Origin of the sequence: Cytobacillus purgationiresistens (genome assembly GCF_030813235.1) — a bacterium.
GTDB lineage: Bacteria > Bacillota > Bacilli > Bacillales > Cytobacillaceae > Cytobacillus > Cytobacillus purgationiresistens.
Genome location: NZ_JAUSUB010000009.1, coordinates 84,410 through 101,738, shown reverse-complemented (window position 1 = coordinate 101,738; position 17,329 = coordinate 84,410). Strand labels below are relative to the sequence as shown.

The 17,329-nt window shown below is 40.0% G+C and carries 18 protein-coding genes and 3 riboswitches; of the genes, 13 read left to right on the top strand and 5 right to left on the bottom strand.

Features of this window, described 5'->3' with window-relative positions; translation table 11 throughout:
* The first annotated feature begins 522 nt into the window (after positions 1 to 522).
* The 3 genes from J2S17_RS12095 to J2S17_RS12085 all read left to right on the top strand — a co-directional run bounded on the left by J2S17_RS12095 (position 523) and on the right by J2S17_RS12085 (position 3,175).
* A complete protein-coding gene (locus tag J2S17_RS12095) occupies positions 523 to 987 on the top strand; it encodes a DUF5391 family protein (protein WP_307475164.1) in 465 nt (154 codons plus the stop codon).
* Positions 988 to 1,154: 167 nt separating this feature from the next.
* Positions 1,155 to 1,457, top strand: a complete 303-nt coding sequence (locus J2S17_RS12090) for a phasin family protein (RefSeq protein WP_307475162.1) — start codon at positions 1,155 to 1,157, stop codon at positions 1,455 to 1,457.
* Positions 1,458 to 1,519: 62 nt separating this feature from the next.
* Positions 1,520 to 3,175, top strand: coding sequence for an ABC1 kinase family protein (locus J2S17_RS12085; protein WP_307475267.1), 1,656 nt, complete (start codon positions 1,520 to 1,522; stop codon positions 3,173 to 3,175).
* Positions 3,176 to 3,238: 63 nt separating this feature from the next.
* Here the strand turns inward: J2S17_RS12085 and J2S17_RS12080 are convergent, their stop codons facing one another.
* On the bottom strand, positions 3,239 to 3,655 hold the full coding sequence (locus J2S17_RS12080) for an Lrp/AsnC family transcriptional regulator (RefSeq protein WP_307475160.1): 417 nt from the start codon (positions 3,653 to 3,655) through the stop codon (positions 3,239 to 3,241).
* 133 nt (positions 3,656 to 3,788) lie between these two features.
* On the opposite strand from J2S17_RS12080, the gene J2S17_RS12075 reads away from it, so the two are divergent.
* Entirely contained in the window at positions 3,789 to 4,370 is a 582-nt protein-coding gene (locus J2S17_RS12075) for a DJ-1/PfpI family protein (protein ID WP_307475158.1), read from the top strand.
* Positions 4,371 to 4,454: 84 nt separating this feature from the next.
* Positions 4,455 to 5,345, top strand: a complete 891-nt coding sequence (locus J2S17_RS12070) for a DMT family transporter (protein WP_307475156.1) — start codon at positions 4,455 to 4,457, stop codon at positions 5,343 to 5,345.
* A gap of 9 nt (positions 5,346 to 5,354) precedes the next feature.
* On the opposite strand, the gene J2S17_RS12065 is transcribed toward J2S17_RS12070, so the two are convergent.
* Together J2S17_RS12065 and J2S17_RS12060 are read right to left on the bottom strand one after the other, a co-directional pair.
* Positions 5,355 to 6,041, bottom strand: a complete 687-nt coding sequence (locus J2S17_RS12065; RefSeq protein ID WP_307475154.1) for an ArsR/SmtB family transcription factor — start codon at positions 6,039 to 6,041, stop codon at positions 5,355 to 5,357.
* A 40-nt stretch (positions 6,042 to 6,081) separates the two neighbouring features.
* Positions 6,082 to 6,528 (bottom strand): YrvL family regulatory protein, encoded by a 447-nt coding sequence (locus tag J2S17_RS12060; RefSeq protein ID WP_307475152.1) that lies wholly within the window; start codon positions 6,526 to 6,528, stop codon positions 6,082 to 6,084.
* A 149-nt stretch (positions 6,529 to 6,677) separates the two neighbouring features.
* Here J2S17_RS12060 and J2S17_RS12055 point away from each other — a divergent pair, with 149 nt between their 5' ends.
* The 4 genes from J2S17_RS12055 to J2S17_RS12040 all read left to right on the top strand — a co-directional run bounded on the left by J2S17_RS12055 (position 6,678) and on the right by J2S17_RS12040 (position 10,219).
* Positions 6,678 to 7,409: a hypothetical protein gene (locus tag J2S17_RS12055; RefSeq protein WP_307475150.1), complete on the top strand. Its 732-nt coding sequence runs from the start codon at positions 6,678 to 6,680 to the stop codon at positions 7,407 to 7,409.
* A gap of 173 nt (positions 7,410 to 7,582) precedes the next feature.
* Positions 7,583 to 7,906 (top strand): PadR family transcriptional regulator, encoded by a 324-nt coding sequence (locus J2S17_RS12050; RefSeq protein ID WP_307475148.1) that lies wholly within the window; start codon positions 7,583 to 7,585, stop codon positions 7,904 to 7,906.
* A complete protein-coding gene (locus J2S17_RS12045) occupies positions 7,893 to 8,510 on the top strand; it encodes a DUF2812 domain-containing protein (RefSeq protein ID WP_307475147.1) in 618 nt (205 codons plus the stop codon). The genes J2S17_RS12050 and J2S17_RS12045 overlap by 14 nt, the downstream gene beginning before the upstream one ends.
* 161 nt (positions 8,511 to 8,671) lie before the next feature.
* The gene (locus J2S17_RS12040) at positions 8,672 to 10,219 is read left to right on the top strand and encodes a glycosyltransferase (protein ID WP_307475145.1); all 1,548 of its coding nucleotides are present in this window, start codon (positions 8,672 to 8,674) and stop codon (positions 10,217 to 10,219) included.
* A 40-nt stretch (positions 10,220 to 10,259) separates the two neighbouring features.
* On the opposite strand, the gene J2S17_RS12035 is transcribed toward J2S17_RS12040, so the two are convergent.
* Positions 10,260 to 11,069, bottom strand: a complete 810-nt coding sequence (locus tag J2S17_RS12035; protein WP_307475142.1) for a class I SAM-dependent methyltransferase — start codon at positions 11,067 to 11,069, stop codon at positions 10,260 to 10,262.
* 153 nt (positions 11,070 to 11,222) lie between these two features.
* Positions 11,223 to 11,321: riboswitch (TPP riboswitch) on the top strand.
* A gap of 117 nt (positions 11,322 to 11,438) precedes the next feature.
* Between J2S17_RS12035 and J2S17_RS12030 the strand changes: the two genes are divergently transcribed.
* The 3 genes from J2S17_RS12030 (at position 11,439) to J2S17_RS12020 (ending at position 15,030) form a co-directional block, all read left to right on the top strand.
* Positions 11,439 to 12,194 carry a 3-oxoacyl-ACP reductase gene (locus J2S17_RS12030; RefSeq protein ID WP_307475140.1) on the top strand — a complete coding sequence of 252 codons (756 nt, stop codon included), beginning with the start codon at positions 11,439 to 11,441 and terminating at the stop codon, positions 12,192 to 12,194.
* Between the two features lie 76 nt (positions 12,195 to 12,270).
* A riboswitch (SAM riboswitch) is annotated at positions 12,271 to 12,372 on the top strand.
* 86 nt (positions 12,373 to 12,458) lie between these two features.
* Positions 12,459 to 13,211, top strand: a complete 753-nt coding sequence (locus tag J2S17_RS12025) for a cyclase family protein (protein WP_307475139.1) — start codon at positions 12,459 to 12,461, stop codon at positions 13,209 to 13,211.
* A 244-nt stretch (positions 13,212 to 13,455) separates the two neighbouring features.
* Positions 13,456 to 13,562, top strand: a riboswitch (SAM riboswitch).
* A gap of 148 nt (positions 13,563 to 13,710) precedes the next feature.
* On the top strand, positions 13,711 to 15,030 hold the full coding sequence (locus J2S17_RS12020; RefSeq protein WP_307475137.1) for an O-acetylhomoserine aminocarboxypropyltransferase/cysteine synthase family protein: 1,320 nt from the start codon (positions 13,711 to 13,713) through the stop codon (positions 15,028 to 15,030).
* Positions 15,031 to 15,155: 125 nt separating this feature from the next.
* Here the strand turns inward: J2S17_RS12020 and J2S17_RS12015 are convergent, their stop codons facing one another.
* A complete protein-coding gene (locus J2S17_RS12015; protein WP_307475135.1) occupies positions 15,156 to 16,577 on the bottom strand; it encodes an aminotransferase-like domain-containing protein in 1,422 nt (473 codons plus the stop codon).
* Between the two features lie 100 nt (positions 16,578 to 16,677).
* Here J2S17_RS12015 and J2S17_RS12010 point away from each other — a divergent pair, with 100 nt between their 5' ends.
* Positions 16,678 to 17,280, top strand: a complete 603-nt coding sequence (locus J2S17_RS12010) for a LysE/ArgO family amino acid transporter (protein WP_307475133.1) — start codon at positions 16,678 to 16,680, stop codon at positions 17,278 to 17,280.
* The last annotated feature ends 49 nt before the right edge of the window (positions 17,281 to 17,329 follow it).

Below are 17,329 nucleotides of genomic sequence, written 5' to 3'. Positions count from 1 at the left end.
GAAGAGTGAAAATATCGCATAATTACCCCGATCTCCAGTGAAAATGAAGAGAGAAGAGTGTAAATATTGCATAATTACGCCGATCTCTAGTGAAGTTGAAGAGAGAAGAGTGTAAATATTGCATAATTACGCCGATCTCTAGTGAAAATGAAGAGAGAAGAGTGAAAATATCGCATAATTACGCCGATCTCCAGTGAAAATGAAGAGAGAAGAGTGAAAATGAAGAGAGAAGAGTGAAAATATCGCATGATTACGCCGATCTCCAGTGAAGTTGAAGAGAGAAGAGTGTAAATATCGCATGATTAAGCCGATCTCCAGTGAAAATGAAGAGAGAAAAGTGTAAATATTGCATAATTACGCCGATCTCCAGTGAAAATGAAGAGAGAAGAGTGAAAATATCGCATAATTACGCCGGTCTCTAGTGAAGTTGAAGAGAGAAAGGGGTAGTTATCGTAAATACCGAGAACTTTTCAATCTAAGTATGTTTTTGTACTAAATCCTCTTAATGAACGATACATATCATTGAAACTTCTGTATATCTATATCCGTATTATTGGAAGTATTTTCAAAAAGAAGGAGGCTCTTAAAATTAAAAAGAACACAATAATCTCTGCTATACTCTTTTGTTGCTTAATAGCTGCTGCCCTTTCACCCTTATCAGAACTAGGCACAAATGTGAATCAATTTAATGATATGGGGATGTGGCTTTCAATCCCAGGAATACTCATAATATATTTTGCTCCTTTACTGATGTATGTGGCCGAGATGGAATGGGTGAAATATATCATGGCAGTTTTTTGTGCGATTGGCTTATTTATTTTTGCTTCAATGTTACTAATCGTGACTGGAATTGGAGTGTTTAATGGGGCGATCGCGTCACTGGTGGCTGTAATGGTGATATGCGGTCTCGCGAGTATTATGAATATCATGTGGTTCGTAGTGGCTTTTCGTTCAAATAACCATCGATCAGTAACCGTCAGTCATTAAAGAAGTCAAAATCCTGTTTGAGGGATTTTGGCTTTTTTACATTATTTATCGGTTTTTTAATAAAAGCATTAACCAGTCTTGGTTTTATTATAAAACCGAAAAGGTATACTAACTAATAATAAAGCTGTAGTTTAAATTAAAAACCAAAACTTTGGAGGTAGACTGTAATGAAGAACCCAATTAAAAAAGGAATGGCACTTGGATTAGGACTAGCTGTGGCAAGTAAAGAACAGGCACAGAAAATGATGGATGATCTCGTGAAGAAAGGCGAAATGTCGAAGCAGGAGTCAAAGGAATTCATGCAGGATGTAATGAAAAAAGGCGAAGAAAAGCAAATGGAAATGGATACAATGATGCATGAGAGAATGAAGAAAATGATGAGTGAATTGAACTTAGCCAGCAAGGATGAAGTTCAAATGCTTGAGCAGCGTGTTGTTGAATTGGAGAACCAAATAAAAAAGCCAGACTGAGGTTGCGAATCATTTAATTGCTTTAAGGAGGGTTTCCCATTTTTGAAAGAAGAATGCGACATATGCATCGCTATCGAGAAATCGCCGTTGCGTTTTCACGCAATGGCTTTGGTTTTTTTGTAAAAGAGTTGGGATTGCATGAATTCCTCTCCTTGCCAAAGCGGTTGCTCGTTAAAGGACAAAAGGGGACTCATACGAAAACAACGGGTGAACGTATAAGATTGTTTTTGGAGGAGTTAGGGCCTACTTTTGTGAAAATGGGGCAAATCGCCAGCACCCGACCCGATATCATTCCTAATGATATAATCGTCGAACTGGAAAAGCTTCAGGATCATGTGCAGTCATTTCCATTTGAAGAGGTTAAGCGGATTGTTGAAAAAGAGCTTGGAATGGAAATAAACGAGGTATTTAGCGAATTTCAAGAAGAGCCACTAGGATCGGCGTCTATTGGCCAGGTGCATTTTGGCGTCTTGCACACAGGTGAAAAGGTAGCGGTCAAAGTCCAGAGACCTCATATTGAAAAGGTAATGAAGACCGATTTAGAAATTCTTCAAGAGATAGCCAAACTTGCGGAACATCGACAAGAATGGGCCGCTAATTATCAAGTTACTGAGATTGTTGATGAATTTTCAAAGGCTCTGCTAGCTGAATTGGATTATTCCTTAGAAGGCAGGAATGCGGGCAGGATTGCCCAACAGTTTAAAGACGATCCTCGTTATCGTATTCCTAAAGTATTTTGGGATTATTCAACTAAAAAAGTGTTAACGATGGATTACATTGAAGGTACATATATTAATGAGCTGGAAGAAATTCATCAAAAAGGCTATGATAAAAAGCTCTTAGCTGAACGAATGGTTGAAGGGATTTTTCAGCAAATATTAATAGATGGGACTTTCCACGCCGATCCTCATCCAGGAAATGTATCGGTACTACCAGGGGAAGTAATTGTATTCATGGACTTTGGTATGGTGGGCCGTCTGACACCAGAAATGAAATCCAATTTTGCAACCTTAGTGATTGCCATGATGCGCCAAAGTACAGACGGTGTGATTAAAGCAATTATGCGAATGGGGGCAGTCCCCGATGATGTCGATATAGACTTATTGAGATCTGATGTTGATCTGTTAAGGGAGAAGTACTATGATGTTCCGTTTAGCCAGGTTTCTATTGGAGAAGCGGTTAATGATTTATTCTCGGTAGCCAATCACCATCATATACATATCCCAACCGATCTTACATTAGTAGGAAAAGCATTGCTAACAATGGAAGGGGTAGTTGAGAAGCTTGATCCTGATATAAGCATTGTGAAAATAGCAGAACCATTTGGTCGTCGCTTGATTTTAGACCGCTACAGGCCGGATCATGTGGTAAAAGATGCTGTTGATCACATGGGAGAGTATTGGGGTATTTTTGCCGATACTCCGAAGAATATTAAAGAAATTATTGCACTGATTAAAAAAGGGAAAGTTCCATTGGAGCTTAATTTGCCAGATAGTGAAAAGTTTTTAACAAGGATTGATCGAATTAGCAATCGATTGGCTTTTAGTATTGTATTGCTTTCCTTTAGTATTATTATGGTTGGTTTAATTGTCGGTTCAGCAATGGGCAGGCAATCCTCGCTACTCTGGAATATACCTGCGGTTGAAATTGGGTTTGTCATTGCCTTATTAATGTTTGTATTTCTCATCTATACGATATTCCGGGCAGGCAGGTTCTGATTAAAATGACTAGTACATCTAGTCATTTTTTTTATGGCAAATAGTTTGGTCACTCGATTGCTGCTATAATATTTTTTTCTCATAGGCTGACAGCACAATATTCGTTGAAGGGGTGCCAAAGGGCATGGCTTGGTCGATAAAGCCTTCTAATGTTTCAACAGATTTTGTGGCAACCTTAGCAATATAGCTGATTTCTCCAGCAACACGATAACATTCAATGACATCCGGGTGGGCATGACAAAATTGAGCCAGCTTTTTACAATCAATGGATTTAAATAAAACGAGAGCGGTGATGGAGCGGTCCAGCTTAGTCAGGTCCACCCTTGCCTCATAACCTTCAATTATTTGCTGCTCCTCCAGCTTCTTTATGCGTTCTGCGACAGCCGGTGCAGATAGATGCACGCGGGAAGCGATCTGTTTTATCGATGTCTTTGCATTCTCCTGAAACTGGGATAATATTTGATAATCAATGCGATCCATGATTTCACCTTTTTTAATTAATAATATAACTGATTTTTCAATAAAGATAAATGCAAAAGATAAAAATGACCTTTTCTATCCTATGTAACGAAAGTCTTAACTCTCGTACAATTGACATTAAGGAGTGATGATTATGTCGAAAACTTTATTGCTGCTTGCAAATGGATTTGAAGCAGTTGAAGCAAGTGTATTTACGGACGTATTAGGTTGGAATAAATGGGAGGGGGACGGTTCTACAGAAGTTGTTACAGCTGGCTTGCACCCCCAGCTTACGTGTACATGGAATTTTCAAGTAGCTCCGGAAAAGCAATTGGTTGACCTCAATTTAGAAGATTTTGATGCGTTGGCCATTCCCGGGGGGTTTGAAGAGGCTGGCTTTTATGAGGATGCCTTTAGTGAACCATTTCAGAGGGTAATTCAGCATTTTGATGCCAATAAAAAACCAATTGCCTCTATATGTGTGGCATCAATAATGGTCGCTCATAGCGGTGTGTTGAAAAACCGCAGAGCAACGACTTATAATCACCCAACGAGCAAACGATCATCTCAATTAAAACAGTACGGCGTGGAAGTGGTTAAAGAACGGATCGTCACGGATGATAATATTATGACTTCCTCTAATCCTGGAACCGGTTTTGACGTAGCCTTTCTGCTGCTTGAACGATTAACTTCAAAAGAAAATACGAAAAATGTGAAAGAGTTGATGGGTTTCTAATATATTTTCATGTATTTCATATTTCGACCGCAGTTGATGTATTCGAGAGTTATAATAATCTCAAACACATAACAGGAGATCAATATGAATACATTCAAATTTACAGGATTAATTCTTTTAACAACATTTTTGATGGGCTCTTCATTTGCGGTTGGAAAAATAGGATTAGCGCATAGTTCGCCATTGTTATTGGTGGGATTACGCTTTACCCTTGCAGGAATCATTATGGTATTGGTTGTTCTCGCATTGAAAAGACCGCATCCGAAAACAAAAACCAGCTGGTTAAAAATGGCGGTTATTGGTGCTTTTCAAACAGCTGGTGTGATGGGATGCATTTTTTTAAGCTTGCGTACGATTCCTGCTAGTGAATCTTCAATTCTCACATTTACTAATCCGTTGCTGGTGATCGTATTTGGAACACTATTTTTAAAAATAAAATATAGGTTGTACCAATGGGTTGGCGTGTTTCTAGGGATTATAGGAGTCAGCATTACGCTAGGTGCACAACTTGATTTTAAAATTGGTATGATCTTTGGCATTTTTTCATCTATCTTTTGGGCGATTGCAACGTTAATGGTTAATCAGTGGGGTTCTTCTTTTGATACTTGGGTTTTAACCGCGTACCAAATGTTATTTGGCGGACTTTTGCTGCTAGTCTGCAGTGTAATGCTTGAGCAGCCCTTTTTCGTGGCTAATGGCCAATCGATATTTATTTTATTATGGTTGAGCATCATGTCTTCGATTGTGCAGTTTGCCGTTTGGTATTATCTTTTGCAAAACAGCAACCCAGGGAAAACAAGTGCTTACCTATTCCTAGCTCCGTTCTTCGGTGTTTGCACAGGCTGGTTATTGTTAGAGGAGCCATTATCTCTTTCAATTATCACGGGAGGCGCCTTCATTTTCATGGGCATATTCCTGGTAAACAGAAAGTTCAAGGAGAAAATCGAACCAACAGCAAAAGCCCCTCATTTCTGAGGGGCTTTATTAGATTTCTATATGGAAATATTCTTTAAAGCCCGCTGTACCTCTGGCGGTAACCTTTACCGCACGCGTGGTGGGCATTTGTGCGATCCACCCCAGCTCAATGAAGCGGTTCATTAGGCTTGTGCCTAACGCTCCGGCCAAATGGTGGTGTCGTTCACTCCAATCTAAGCAGGCACGGGCGAAGGAGCGTCGATTTCTGCGTACCTCATCTAAATTTAAGCCAAACTCGCTAAAAAATTGTTCACCAATATCCGTAACCACAAACTCTTTTTCTCCCTTTTCTAAATATCCGGCATGGAGCATAGCTTCCGTTATTCGGACGCCCAACCTTCCTGCTAAATGGTCGTAGCAAGTTCTCGCCTCTTGAAGCAGCTTTAATTGGCTGGATTCTCTGAGTGAGTGGACCTTTGGTGCAGGAGATGCACCAAGTAAGGATTCCACCAATTCAGCCACCTCCTTATTTGCCAGCTGATAATAACGGTAGCGTCCGTGTTTTTCAACCTTCACGAGGTTTCCTCCAACCAATTTTGCAAGGTGGAAGCTGGCGGTCTGCGGTTTGATGGCTGCCATAAGGGCTAATTCACTGGCTGTATGAAATCGACCATCCATCAGGCTCGATAAGATCGTTGCCCGAGAAGTTTCTCCAAGTAGAGAAACAACCTCAGAAATATTCGGATTTAAGCTCATTTTTCTCAACCTGCCTTTTCTTGTTCAGAGTTGGGGATGATCATTTCTTTTTCTGATCAGTTACAAATACAACCTCTATTAGAGCAATGATACAAGCTAAAATTACTTGAGTGAGCCCATTGATTTCGATTGAATCGAACCAAAGATTTAAAACAGAAATCAATGCCCAGTTCACTAGAAAGCAAATGAGCAGTAGGCCTATTTTCAACTGGGTTGCGTTCCATTTATTCGGTAGCTTCATAAGGGTATGTAAAACCTTTATGAATAAATCACCTGGGATCCCCAGTAATAAATAGGACAATACAAACCAAAATATAGACCATAGAGATTCATATTGAACGCCTAAGATATTAAATAATCCAATGATGCCAAAATAATAAATGGCGCCAATAAAGGATAGGGCGCCAATCATTAATAATGATAGGGATAGGATAACGGTTATTTTTGTTAGTCGCGGTTCTTCTTTGAAGGAACGATCATCGTGCATAATAGTCCCCCTTTTTTATACGCTTTAATGATTTAAAAATGTAACGGAATTCTCATATATACTAAGTATAATAGAATATAAAATAAGTTTGTTTATTTTATTATCCTTCTTTTCTGATAAAATAACAAAGGCTGAATGGAGGTGCTATTTTGGCAAATGAATTCAAGCATCAATGGCGAGTTACAAAATATAATCCTGACAATCGAGATGAGAACGGTTCGTATACGAGAGATGAATGGACCTGTCCCTCGGAAATAGGTAAAACCATTAATCGCAAGGTATTTATGCTTCCTGAATATCTTCAGATAGAACAGGCTTACATTGAAACAATCATGCAGTTTTTACAGGAATGCAATGTCCAATCTGTAAGGATGTTCGGGGTAGAGGAGCGTGAAATTGAAGCTTCCATCTTATATGAAGAGTCGTTTTCAGACGTGAGATGGAAAGAAGATTCAATTGTAGACCAAAGCGATATTCCTATACTTTGCAGGATGATTCTGCGCAACTTTGCTTACTGCAGGCTTGAGGCAATGAAACAAATATATATTCATTTCGGCTGGGATTACTATATGTATATTGGAACAGCTCAGTTAACGCCTAAGTCAATTGAGTATGCAAGGCAGAACGGCCTATATGCTGAATCCTATGAGTCGCCTTATAATATTGCCGAAGAAGATGTTATTAGAATGATTCAATGGTCTGATATTAATGGAGAAGTGGTTGAGGGGGAAGAGATCATTCACAGTATTTCTAAGGAAGCCTATCAACAGATATTTCAGCTGTCTGAAGAACCCAATAACCGGTTGCTTTCCGCTTACTGCAGCTCAGAAAGACATTTTTCAGCCCTTCTTAAAGCATCAGATGGACTTCAACAAAAATGAATACTATTTATGGAGCGGAAAATAAAGAAGGATTAAGAGTAAGTGATAACAGACCCCTATAAAAGGGGGTTTGTTTTTTTAGAAGAATAAAGGTGTTATTTTGAGTTGACATATACAGTTAGACTGTATAAAATTTAACTATATAGTTGAACTGTATATGGAAGGTGGTAAATATGAAAAAACATAAACTTCTCCCCTTATCGGAAACCATGCATTATATTTTATTAGCTTTACGCGAACCGCTTCATGGCTATGCCATTATGCAAAAGATTGAAGAGATGAGCGATGGAGATGTGAGAATTGCTGCGGGTACACTTTACGGTGCAATCGATAATTTGTTAAAGCATCACTGGATTAAGCAGGTTCCATCAAATGATTCCAGAAGAAAGGTCTATTGGATTACGGAAGAAGGCATGGATATTTTAAAGACTGAACAGAAAAGACTGGCGCATATTCTTTCTTTATATAAGGGAGTGATGGAAGATGAGGAAGTTTAAATTATTTATCGATGTAAAAAAAGAAGAGAAGTGGCTGAATGAAATGCTTCAGGCTGGCTGGACATGCAAGCAAGCAAGGTTGTTTGGCAGCTATACTTTTGAAAAAGCCTCAGAACAAGAACAAGTCATTCGCATCGATTATCAAAATTTCGGAAAAAAACTGACATACTCTGATTATTTACAATTATATCGTGATTACGGTTGGGACCACATCAGCGGCTCGAAATGGTCCGGAACACAATATTGGATAAAAAAAATGGATGGTCGGGATGAGTTGTTTTCCGATGAGATGTCGGCAAAGGCTCTATATAAACGATTAATGGGCAATAATGGATTTTTTATCTTGTTTGTTATATTTGTGTTTTTAAGCCACCTAAACGCAGGTTCGGGGATATTTGACTACGCTTGGAGCTTAAAGTCAGCCTATTTGACACCTGGTCTCTGGGAAAAAGAAGGTATAGCCTTTGTCTCTGCCCTGCTATTTGAGACACCCTTTGCCTTGATGCGGTTTGGCTCTCCTTGGTTGATTATTTTAAGTGGTGTGTTTTGTGCATTCGCATATCTTAAATACAGGAAATACACTGCGCAGTTAACAGCCAAATAACAGTGCTATGCAAATATATTTGACGGTGAATCTAAAGAGATTCGCTGTTTTTTTATTTCACAGCGATAGCTCACATAGAAATTCAAAATAGAATATATATATAGCGAGGTGAGCGATTTGAATGTCATTAGCAAAAGCAAGCACCCGTGTTCAAGCTGGCTATGAGCACGAATAAAAAAAGAGTTTTAATAGGAAGTCCCATACACCAAGGACCTGTGATACTTCAAGAGTTTTTATGTTCATTAAGAAATATTGAGCGGTCTGAAATAGAAATTGGGTATTTCTTTATCGATGACAATGATGATGCCCTTTCAAGTCAAATACTGCGTGAGTTTGCGAAGGAAAATGAAAATGTGACTCTGCTTGTTTCTGGGCAAAAGGATACGTACTTTAAAAATGATACTACTCATTTTTGGAACGAGCATCTTATTTGGAAAGTAGCAAAATATAAGAATACGATCATCAATCAAGCGGTATATGAACAATATGATTATTTATTTTTGGTGGATTCGGATTTACTGTTGCATCCACTGACAATCAAGCAATTACTAGCTGCTGGGAAGGATATAGTATCTGAGATATTCTGGACTGCATGGCAGGATGACTCGATGTCTCAGCCTCAAGTGTGGCTGCGTGATGAATATACACAGCATGAACAAGGGAGGGGTGAAGAATTAACTTATGAGGAAGCATCAGATCGCTATTATCAATTTATCTCTCGAATGAAAACCCCGGGGCTCTATGAGGTAGGAGGCCTTGGTGCTTGTACACTCATCAGTCGTCGGGCAATGGATGCGGGTGTGGACTTCAGTCAGATAAAAAACCTGTCTTTTTGGGGAGAAGATCGGCATTTCTGTGTACGTGCTGCTGCACTTGGATTTTCATTATTTGTTGATACACATTTTCCTGCTTATCATATTTATCGATCCCCCGACCTCAATGGTATCAATCATTTTAAAGACGAGAGCGGTTATGCAGCAAAATCCATACATGGGACTATTGAAGAACCACAACGGGATAAATTAACTTTATCCATGATTGTGAAAAATGAAGGCAACCGCTATTTGAATCAAGTGCTGGAAGCGCATAAAAAGTATATTGATGAAGCTGTATTTATAGATGATGGCAGTGAGGATGATACAGTAAATATTTGTCTAAACGTGTTGAAGGGGATTCCCATCCATATTATAAGGAATGACACATCCAAGTTTAGCAATGAAGTGGAATTACGGAAACAGCAATGGGAGGAAACAGTTAATACAAACCCAGAGTGGATCTTAAATTTAGATGCAGATGAAATGTTTGAGAGTCAGTTCTCACAATATATTGAGCTGCTATTACAGCATGAAGGCATCGATTTATATTGCTTTAGGCTCTATGATATGTGGGACGATGCGCATTACAGAGAGGATTCTTTATGGTTTGCTCATCAAATATACCGCCCTTTCCTAGTCCGGTACCGCCCTGACTTTGAGTGTGAGTGGAAGGAAACAGCCCAGCATTGCGGCCGTTTTCCAGAGAATATTTTTAAGCTTTCACACAGCTTATCAACCTTGCGTGTAAAGCATTTTGGCTGGGCTAAGTACGAGGATAGATTGAACAAGTATGAGAGGTATATGAAACTTGATCCCAATGCACATTTTGGGATGGAGGCACAATATGATTCCATTTTAGATAAGGATCCAAACCTCATTAGGTGGATTGAATAGAGAGAGAAGAATCCTCCTTTATGTAGGAAAGTAGGATTCTTCATTTTTTCTTGCCAATATAAAGCAGGTGTGAGGATAAACCGAGAATATAGGGATCTGCTGCTCTTTCTTTGATTAATTCGATGATTTTATTGATCTCGTTATCTCCTTTATCTCTCCAATACGTCCATTGCTCATCACTTAAGATGGAACCAGGGTTAGATCCGATCAGCTCTAGTGTCTCGAAACCGCTTTGTTCCATAAATGGCTGAATTTCTTCAATTTCAAAATAATAAGCTCCAGTGAAACGTCCTTCATCACTGTGATTAAATCTCCCTGTTTGTGTGAAATGAAGAATGTTATCTATTTCATTGTTCGGCCGCCAATGCTCAGGGGAAAGAAGAGAAGTCAGTATATGTCTAATTCTTGGCATGAAAGCTACAAAAATGATGCCACCCAACTTGGTTACTCGATGAAGCTCACTCAATGCTTGATTGCGATCTTTTTCCTCTTGAAGATGATACAGAGGGCCAAGCATGAGTGACGCATCAAACTGTTCATCTTCGATCATATGAAGATGTCTAGCGTCAGCAGAGTGAAAACCATTGAATTGTCCTAATAAATTCAGCTCATCCGCTTTTTCCTCAGCTACTTGTACTAATTTTGCCGTAATATCTGTTAAAGTCACATCATATCCTTCGTGTGCAAGTGCCATCGCATACTTTCCCGGCCCTGCTCCATTGTCTAAAATATGACCACTTGAAGGTAAATGCTTTTTCATATAATGCCAGTTTACTTTAAATTCAATCGGTTCACGGTCCAATCGTCCCCATTCATCAAATTGATTATAATAATCTACCATACGACTCATGTTTCTATCTTCTTTCTCTATCGGAATAGTACTTTATTCGTTAGGGAAAGTAAAAAACCTTCAATAGACATGAAAAAGCTGTAACTGAATGCAAACTGAGAGAAAGGCTTTCGTTGAATGACACTAGGTCCTGTGCTATGATGCAAGTAATTAAAATAGTTGCAGGGGAACTCAAATGAGTTGAGAAGGTTAAAACCTGACCCTTAGAACCTGTTCGTTAAGACGAGCGTAGGGAGCAAAGTACATAGTACGTGAAGCGTAGATGAAATTTTGTACATAAAGCTCTCCTGATGGGGAGCTTTTTATATTGCTGCTAAGAACTCCTTCTGTATACATTTTAATAATCTTATATAAAAGAGGGACAACACTATGAAAAACAAAGTGGTTTTAGTCACAGGGGGAAGCCGCGGATTAGGTGCGGCCATCGCGCGGAAATTTGGTCAGCAAGGATATTTTGTTATTGTTAACTACATTCATAGCCAGCATAAGGCGGAAAGCGTAGCAGCAGAAATTGGCAATGACCATGCCATGGCGATTCGTGCAGATGTTCGGGATAGAGCGGAAGTTGAAAAAATGGTGACGCAGGCTGAGGAGAGATTTGGACCGATCGATATCGTAGTCAATAATGCGCTCGTTAACTTTAAGTTTGATCCAATTGCGCAGGCTTCTGTGGAGGATTTAACATGGGATCAATATAATGAACAGCTTGAAGGAGCGGTGAAGGCCTCATTAAATGTAATTCAGTCAGTTCTCCCTGCATTGAAGGAATCAAGCAGCGGCCGTGTGATTCAAATTGGAACAAATCTTTTCCAAAATCCAGTTGTCGCCTATCACCAATATACAACAGCAAAGGCTGCTTTGATTGGGTTTACACGCAATATGGCCAAGGAACTTGGACAATATGGGATCACAGTAAATATGGTTTCAGGAGGTTTGCTTGAGACGACGGATGCGAGTGCTGTGACGACGCCCGAAGTGTTTGCATTAGTTGCCGGCAGCTCTGCCTTACAGCGTGTTACCCAGCCTGAGGATGTAGCTGAAATGGTCGCATTTTTGGCATCCACAAGGGCAAAGGCAGTAACTGGACAGAACATCGTTGTGGACAATGGTTTGACAATGAATTAATAAATATAGAATTTTCAAATAATGATTGACATCACGAAATAATTTAAGTATCCTTACAATAATTAAATAGAAACATTTCTTATCAAGAGAGGTGGAGGGACTGGCCCTTGGATACCTCGGCAACAGGCTTATTAAGCACTGTGCTAATTCCAGAAGCAGCAATGCTTGAAGATAAGAAGAGAATGAATCATGGATATCCAACCTCTTCTTATAATGAGAAGAGGTTTTATTTTTGTGAAAAAATAATATTTTGAGGTGATTATGATGACAAACGTGCAAACAGAAAATGAATTACTTAAAGCAATTGAAGTAATCAAAGGGAAGAAGTGGGTGGATTTAACTCATGCATTTGGGCCTGACTCTCCCCACTTTTCAGCTTTTAATGATGCTGAGTTCTCCACATTATTTAGCCATGATGATGGTTTTTTTGCACAAAACTTTCAGTTCCCAGGTCAATATGGTACTCATCTGGATGCTCCTATCCACTTTGTCCGTGATACGAGATATTTACATGAGCTAGGTTTAAAAGAGTTCGTGCTGCCGCTCGTCGTTATTGATCAATCCAAGGAAGCGGCCGAAGATCATGACTTTACCTTAACTGTAGAGGATATTCACCGATTCGAAGAGGAACATGGGGAAATTGAGGAAGGATCCTTTGTTGCACTGCGTACAGATTGGAGTAAGCGCTGGCCAGATAAAGAAGCGTTTGATAACAAAGATGATGAAGGAAAAAGTCATGCACCAGGTTGGGGATTGGATGCATTGACATTTTTATTTGAACAAAGGAAAGTAAGTGCCATTGGTCATGAAACATTCGATACTGATTCCGCTATCGACTATCGTAAGAACGGTGCTTTATTAGGGGAGTATTATGTATTGGAACAGGATACCTATCAAATTGAGCTATTAACGAATTTGGATCAGGTCCCTGCAAAAGGGGCGGTCATCTTTAATATAGTGCCAAAAGCAGAGAGGGCATCAGGCTTTCCAGTCAGGTCATTTGCCATTCTTCCATAAAAGTACATTTGGGATAAGGAAAAGAAACCCTCTTTCTTAGAAACAGATGGTGCTGCATGTCATTCTGTAGGAAGATTACTCGGATTTTTTGCTATATTCGATTGGTGAGATTCATCTATTTAACTCTCTTTTTCCGGAATAATTAAAGATTTTAATTAGTATGATTTAAAACAGTGTTGACAGATTGGAAGATAATTTTTTAATCTATTGATTAATAAAATTTTTAGATAAGTAAATAAATATTGACTTATCCAGAGAGGTGGAAGGATTGGCCTGATGAAACCTCAGCAGCCGAACAGTTATGGAACGGTGCTAATTCCAAAAAGCATTTTTTGCTTTTGAAGATAAGTTGAGGCGATCCTGTATATGATCACCCCTCTTCTTATTTTTGAGGGTTAACTGCATATTGGAGCATGCCGATTAGACGACTAAAGGCAGCTTTTTCAAATTTATCATTTGAAAAAGCTGCCTTTTTTTCAATAAGAAAGGGGAATGAATAATGGCTGACAGGGAAAATGATTTTCAGTTTGGTTTTGATACGCTCGCACTTCATGGCGGACAAACGCCGGATCCGGTTACAAATGCGAGGGCGGTTCCGATTTATATGACATCCTCCTACGTGTTTGATAGTACGGATCATGCGGCTTCCCTTTTTAAAATGCAAGGGGAAGGTTACGTATATTCAAGAAATGCGAACCCCACAAATGCTGTACTTGAGGAGAGACTAGCGAAGCTCGAAGGAGGAGTTGGCGCCTTTGCTGTTGCATCCGGGCAGGCCGCGATCTCAATTGCAATGCTGACACTTGCAAAGGCAGGAGATGAGCTTATAGCTACGAATGCTTTGTATGGAGGAACCTATCATTTGTTTTCTGAAACCTTTCAAGGCTTTGGGGTGAAGGTCCATTTTGTTAATGGAACAGATCTGGATGAGATTGAAAGACATATCAATGATAAGACAAAAGCGATTTTCACAGAAACGATTGGAAATCCGAATCTGGAGATTGCTGATTTAAAGAAGCTTAGCGACATTGCCCATCGCAATGGGCTACCGCTTGTCGTTGATAGTACTTTTACAACGCCTGCACTATTAAAGCTGCTAGAATTTGGCGCTAATATTGTTATTCATTCTACGACAAAATTTATTGGTGGTCATGGTACCTCCATCGGCGGTGCAATTATAGACGGTGGCAACTTTCCTTGGGATAATGGCAGCTTCCCGGATTTTACAAGAAAGAAGTCAATCCTCGACAATCATTCCTTTGTTGAACTGTCTCGGGAGAAAGCGTTTATCAGCAAGGCGCGCTTTGAGCTGGGACATGATTTAGGTGCAACCTTGTCTCCGTTTAACAGCTGGTTGTTTATTCAAGGGCTGGAGTCGTTATCAGTACGAGTGAAGCAGCATGTGCAAAATGCAAAAGAAGTGGCTGCCCACTTAGCTTCCCATCCCGCGATTGAATGGGTGAACTATCCTAGTTTGCCGAATGATCCGCAATACCGTTTAGCGGAGGAATATGTGCCAGGTGGAGCTGGAGCGATATTTACCTTTGGAATAAAGGGAGGATTGGAATCGGCCAAAACTTTTATCAATTCCTTAAAGCTCCTATCACACCTCGCCAATGTTGGTGATGCAAAAACATTGATCATTCACCCTGCAAGTACGACCCATGCGCGATTATCGCCAGATCAGCAGCTTGAAGCCGGGATAACACCTGAGTTGATTAGACTTTCTGTCGGGCTTGAGGATGTTAAGGATATTGTGGCTGACATTGAACAGTCCTTGCAGATCAGCAGTCCTTTATATGTGCAAAGCACGAAGTAACGAGTGGACTATTCTTTCTCCAGCCAATCAACTGGCAGGCTGCTGTTTCATATCCGATGTCCGTTAAGTAACAGATAGATGTAAAAAAAGCGGAACCTCCCTTATGAATAAGGAGGTTTTTGTTATTACCGTAAAGCCTGCTTAAGTATGACTAATCCTTTTTCCATCTCAGCTAAGTCCGCGTAGGCATAGGACAGGCGGATATGATGCTGATCATGGGGATTATAAATATAGCCTGGGTTGATTAAAATTTGTTGTTTTATCAGTCTAAGGAAAAGAGATTTATTTACGATTGGTTTATTAAACCTTAGCCAAATATAGAATCCGCCTGTGGGCTTATGCCAAGAAGCTGCGTCCGAGAAATATTTAAGCAGAAGGGTGTGCATAAATTGAGCCCGTTTCTCTAATTCGCTCCTTAGCACATGTAAGTGCTTTTCATATAACTGACTTTGAAGCCAATGGGCTGCGATTTGCTGAGAAATGGCGCTTGATCCGTAATCTGTTTGCATTTTTATATCTGCTAATCTATTAATCACCGGCTGAGGTCCAACAATCCATCCGATTCTTAACCCAGGGCTTAATGTCTTAGAAAGACTCCCTATGTAGAGGACTTGACCAGATTCGTCTAAAGCTTTCAATGCTGGCAAGGTATCGTGGCTGAATAAGAGATCATGGTATACATCATCTTCAATAATTGGGATATGCAGAGAATGACAGGTCTCCAAAAGATGGCGGCGCTCCCCCAATGTCATCGTGCTGCCGGTGGGGTTATGTAAGGTGGGAACGGTATAAAAAATCGATTGTTTCCTGCTGCTATAGTTTTTAAGTTTAGTTTGCATTTCCTCATTTTTTTGAAAAGATATGACCTGCATCCCTGCTGATTGAAACGGATGGACAGAATTCAAATAGGATGGAGATTCTTGGAAAACAACAGACCCTTGCTCAAGCAAGCCTAAAGAGATCAGCTGCAATGCCTGAAGGGCACCGGAGACAATTAATATATTATCTGGTGAAGCATGAATGTTTCTATTCTTTAGATGCTGGCTGAGTACAGATCTTAGTTTTTTGTTTCCTTTCGGTTCAGAGTAACCCATATCTCTCGGTTGAAGTGTGATACTCTGAAGTGCTTGCTCGATAGCGTCGGCAGGCAAAAGGGAAGGAGAAAGCTCTCCTGTCCCTAAACGTATGATATCTTGATCCTGTTCATATTCATTAATTAATTGAATGGTATGGTAGTTAGGTTCGTGAATGCTCTCAGTAATATGCTTATCCCAGTCAGGCTGAGCATTTTTTAAGAGGATATTCCAGCTGTCGTTTGATATATAAGTGCCGCCGCCAGGTCTTGTTTCTATTAATCCATCAGCGGTCAGCTCATCCAGTGCAGCTACAACTGTACTGCGATTCACTTCAAAATTCTCCGCGAGCCTTCGCTGGGCCGGCAGTTTCGTTCCCACAGTCCATTCTCCATTTTGAATGCGCTCCTTTATCCAATCAGTGATTTGTATATGCAAGGATAAATGGGATGATCGATTGGGCTTCCAGTTCATTTAATCAAATCCTTTTAATTGGTTGGTTGTTAATCCATCCAATTGGTTGTTTCCTTTCTTTTTACCATAAATATAATAAAGGGGGAAGGGGGCGAGAGGTGTGGAGCCTTTGGTGCACGGATTTCTGCTGGCATTTGGCCTGATATTGCCACTGGGCGTACAGAATGTTTTTATTTTTTCACAGGGAGCGGAGCAAAGCACTTTTTTGAAAGCGAGCCCTGCAGTTATAACGGCATCTCTTTGTGATACGCTTTTAATTTTACTAGCAGTTTTAGGCGTATCAGCACTCGTTGCTCAGATGGAGGGATTGCGGTTGCTGCTGATGGGCGGTGGTGTGCTCTTTTTAATTTTTATGGGGTATACGATGTGGAGAGCGAGGCCGCAAGTTGCAGAGAACGTAGATGGATTGCCAATGAAGAAACAAGTTCTTTTTGCGCTCTCAGTTTCTTTGCTCAATCCTCATGCGATTCTGGATACAGTAGGGGTTATAGGAACAAGTGCACTTCGCTATGAAGCATATGACACTTGGATATTTACTTTCACCTGTATTTTCGTTTCATGGTGCTGGTTTTTTGGATTGGCTTTAGCTGGGAGAATGATGAAAAGGCTGGATGGATCAGGGAAGCTATTTATGGTGGTTAATAAATGCTCAGCAATATTTATTTGGATAACGGCATTGATTCTATTAAGAGAATTATTTTAAGTTACATACTTGCGACTGGCAAGTTAGGCTTCATGAAACTTTTAAAGCG

Bases quoted from the DNA above. Each gene is read 5' to 3' on its own strand.
- J2S17_RS12035 (WP_307475142.1), bottom strand. From the start codon at position 11,069: ATGAGTCGTATGGTAGATTATTATAATCAATTTGATGAATGGGGACGA.
- J2S17_RS12090 (WP_307475162.1), top strand. From the start codon at position 1,155: ATGAAGAACCCAATTAAAAAAGGAATGGCACTTGGATTAGGACTAGCT.
- J2S17_RS12040 (WP_307475145.1), top strand. From the start codon at position 8,672: ATGAGCACGAATAAAAAAAGAGTTTTAATAGGAAGTCCCATACACCAA.
- J2S17_RS12015 (WP_307475135.1), bottom strand. From the start codon at position 16,577: ATGAACTGGAAGCCCAATCGATCATCCCATTTATCCTTGCATATACAA.
- J2S17_RS12065 (WP_307475154.1), bottom strand. From the start codon at position 6,041: ATGAGCTTAAATCCGAATATTTCTGAGGTTGTTTCTCTACTTGGAGAA.
- J2S17_RS12060 (WP_307475152.1), bottom strand. From the start codon at position 6,528: ATGCACGATGATCGTTCCTTCAAAGAAGAACCGCGACTAACAAAAATA.
- J2S17_RS12075 (WP_307475158.1), top strand. From the start codon at position 3,789: ATGTCGAAAACTTTATTGCTGCTTGCAAATGGATTTGAAGCAGTTGAA.
- J2S17_RS12070 (WP_307475156.1), top strand. From the start codon at position 4,455: ATGAATACATTCAAATTTACAGGATTAATTCTTTTAACAACATTTTTG.
- J2S17_RS12030 (WP_307475140.1), top strand. From the start codon at position 11,439: ATGAAAAACAAAGTGGTTTTAGTCACAGGGGGAAGCCGCGGATTAGGT.
- J2S17_RS12020 (WP_307475137.1), top strand. From the start codon at position 13,711: ATGGCTGACAGGGAAAATGATTTTCAGTTTGGTTTTGATACGCTCGCA.
- J2S17_RS12085 (WP_307475267.1), top strand. From the start codon at position 1,520: ATGCATCGCTATCGAGAAATCGCCGTTGCGTTTTCACGCAATGGCTTT.
- J2S17_RS12080 (WP_307475160.1), bottom strand. From the start codon at position 3,655: ATGGATCGCATTGATTATCAAATATTATCCCAGTTTCAGGAGAATGCA.
- J2S17_RS12025 (WP_307475139.1), top strand. From the start codon at position 12,459: ATGACAAACGTGCAAACAGAAAATGAATTACTTAAAGCAATTGAAGTA.
- J2S17_RS12045 (WP_307475147.1), top strand. From the start codon at position 7,893: ATGAGGAAGTTTAAATTATTTATCGATGTAAAAAAAGAAGAGAAGTGG.
- J2S17_RS12050 (WP_307475148.1), top strand. From the start codon at position 7,583: ATGAAAAAACATAAACTTCTCCCCTTATCGGAAACCATGCATTATATT.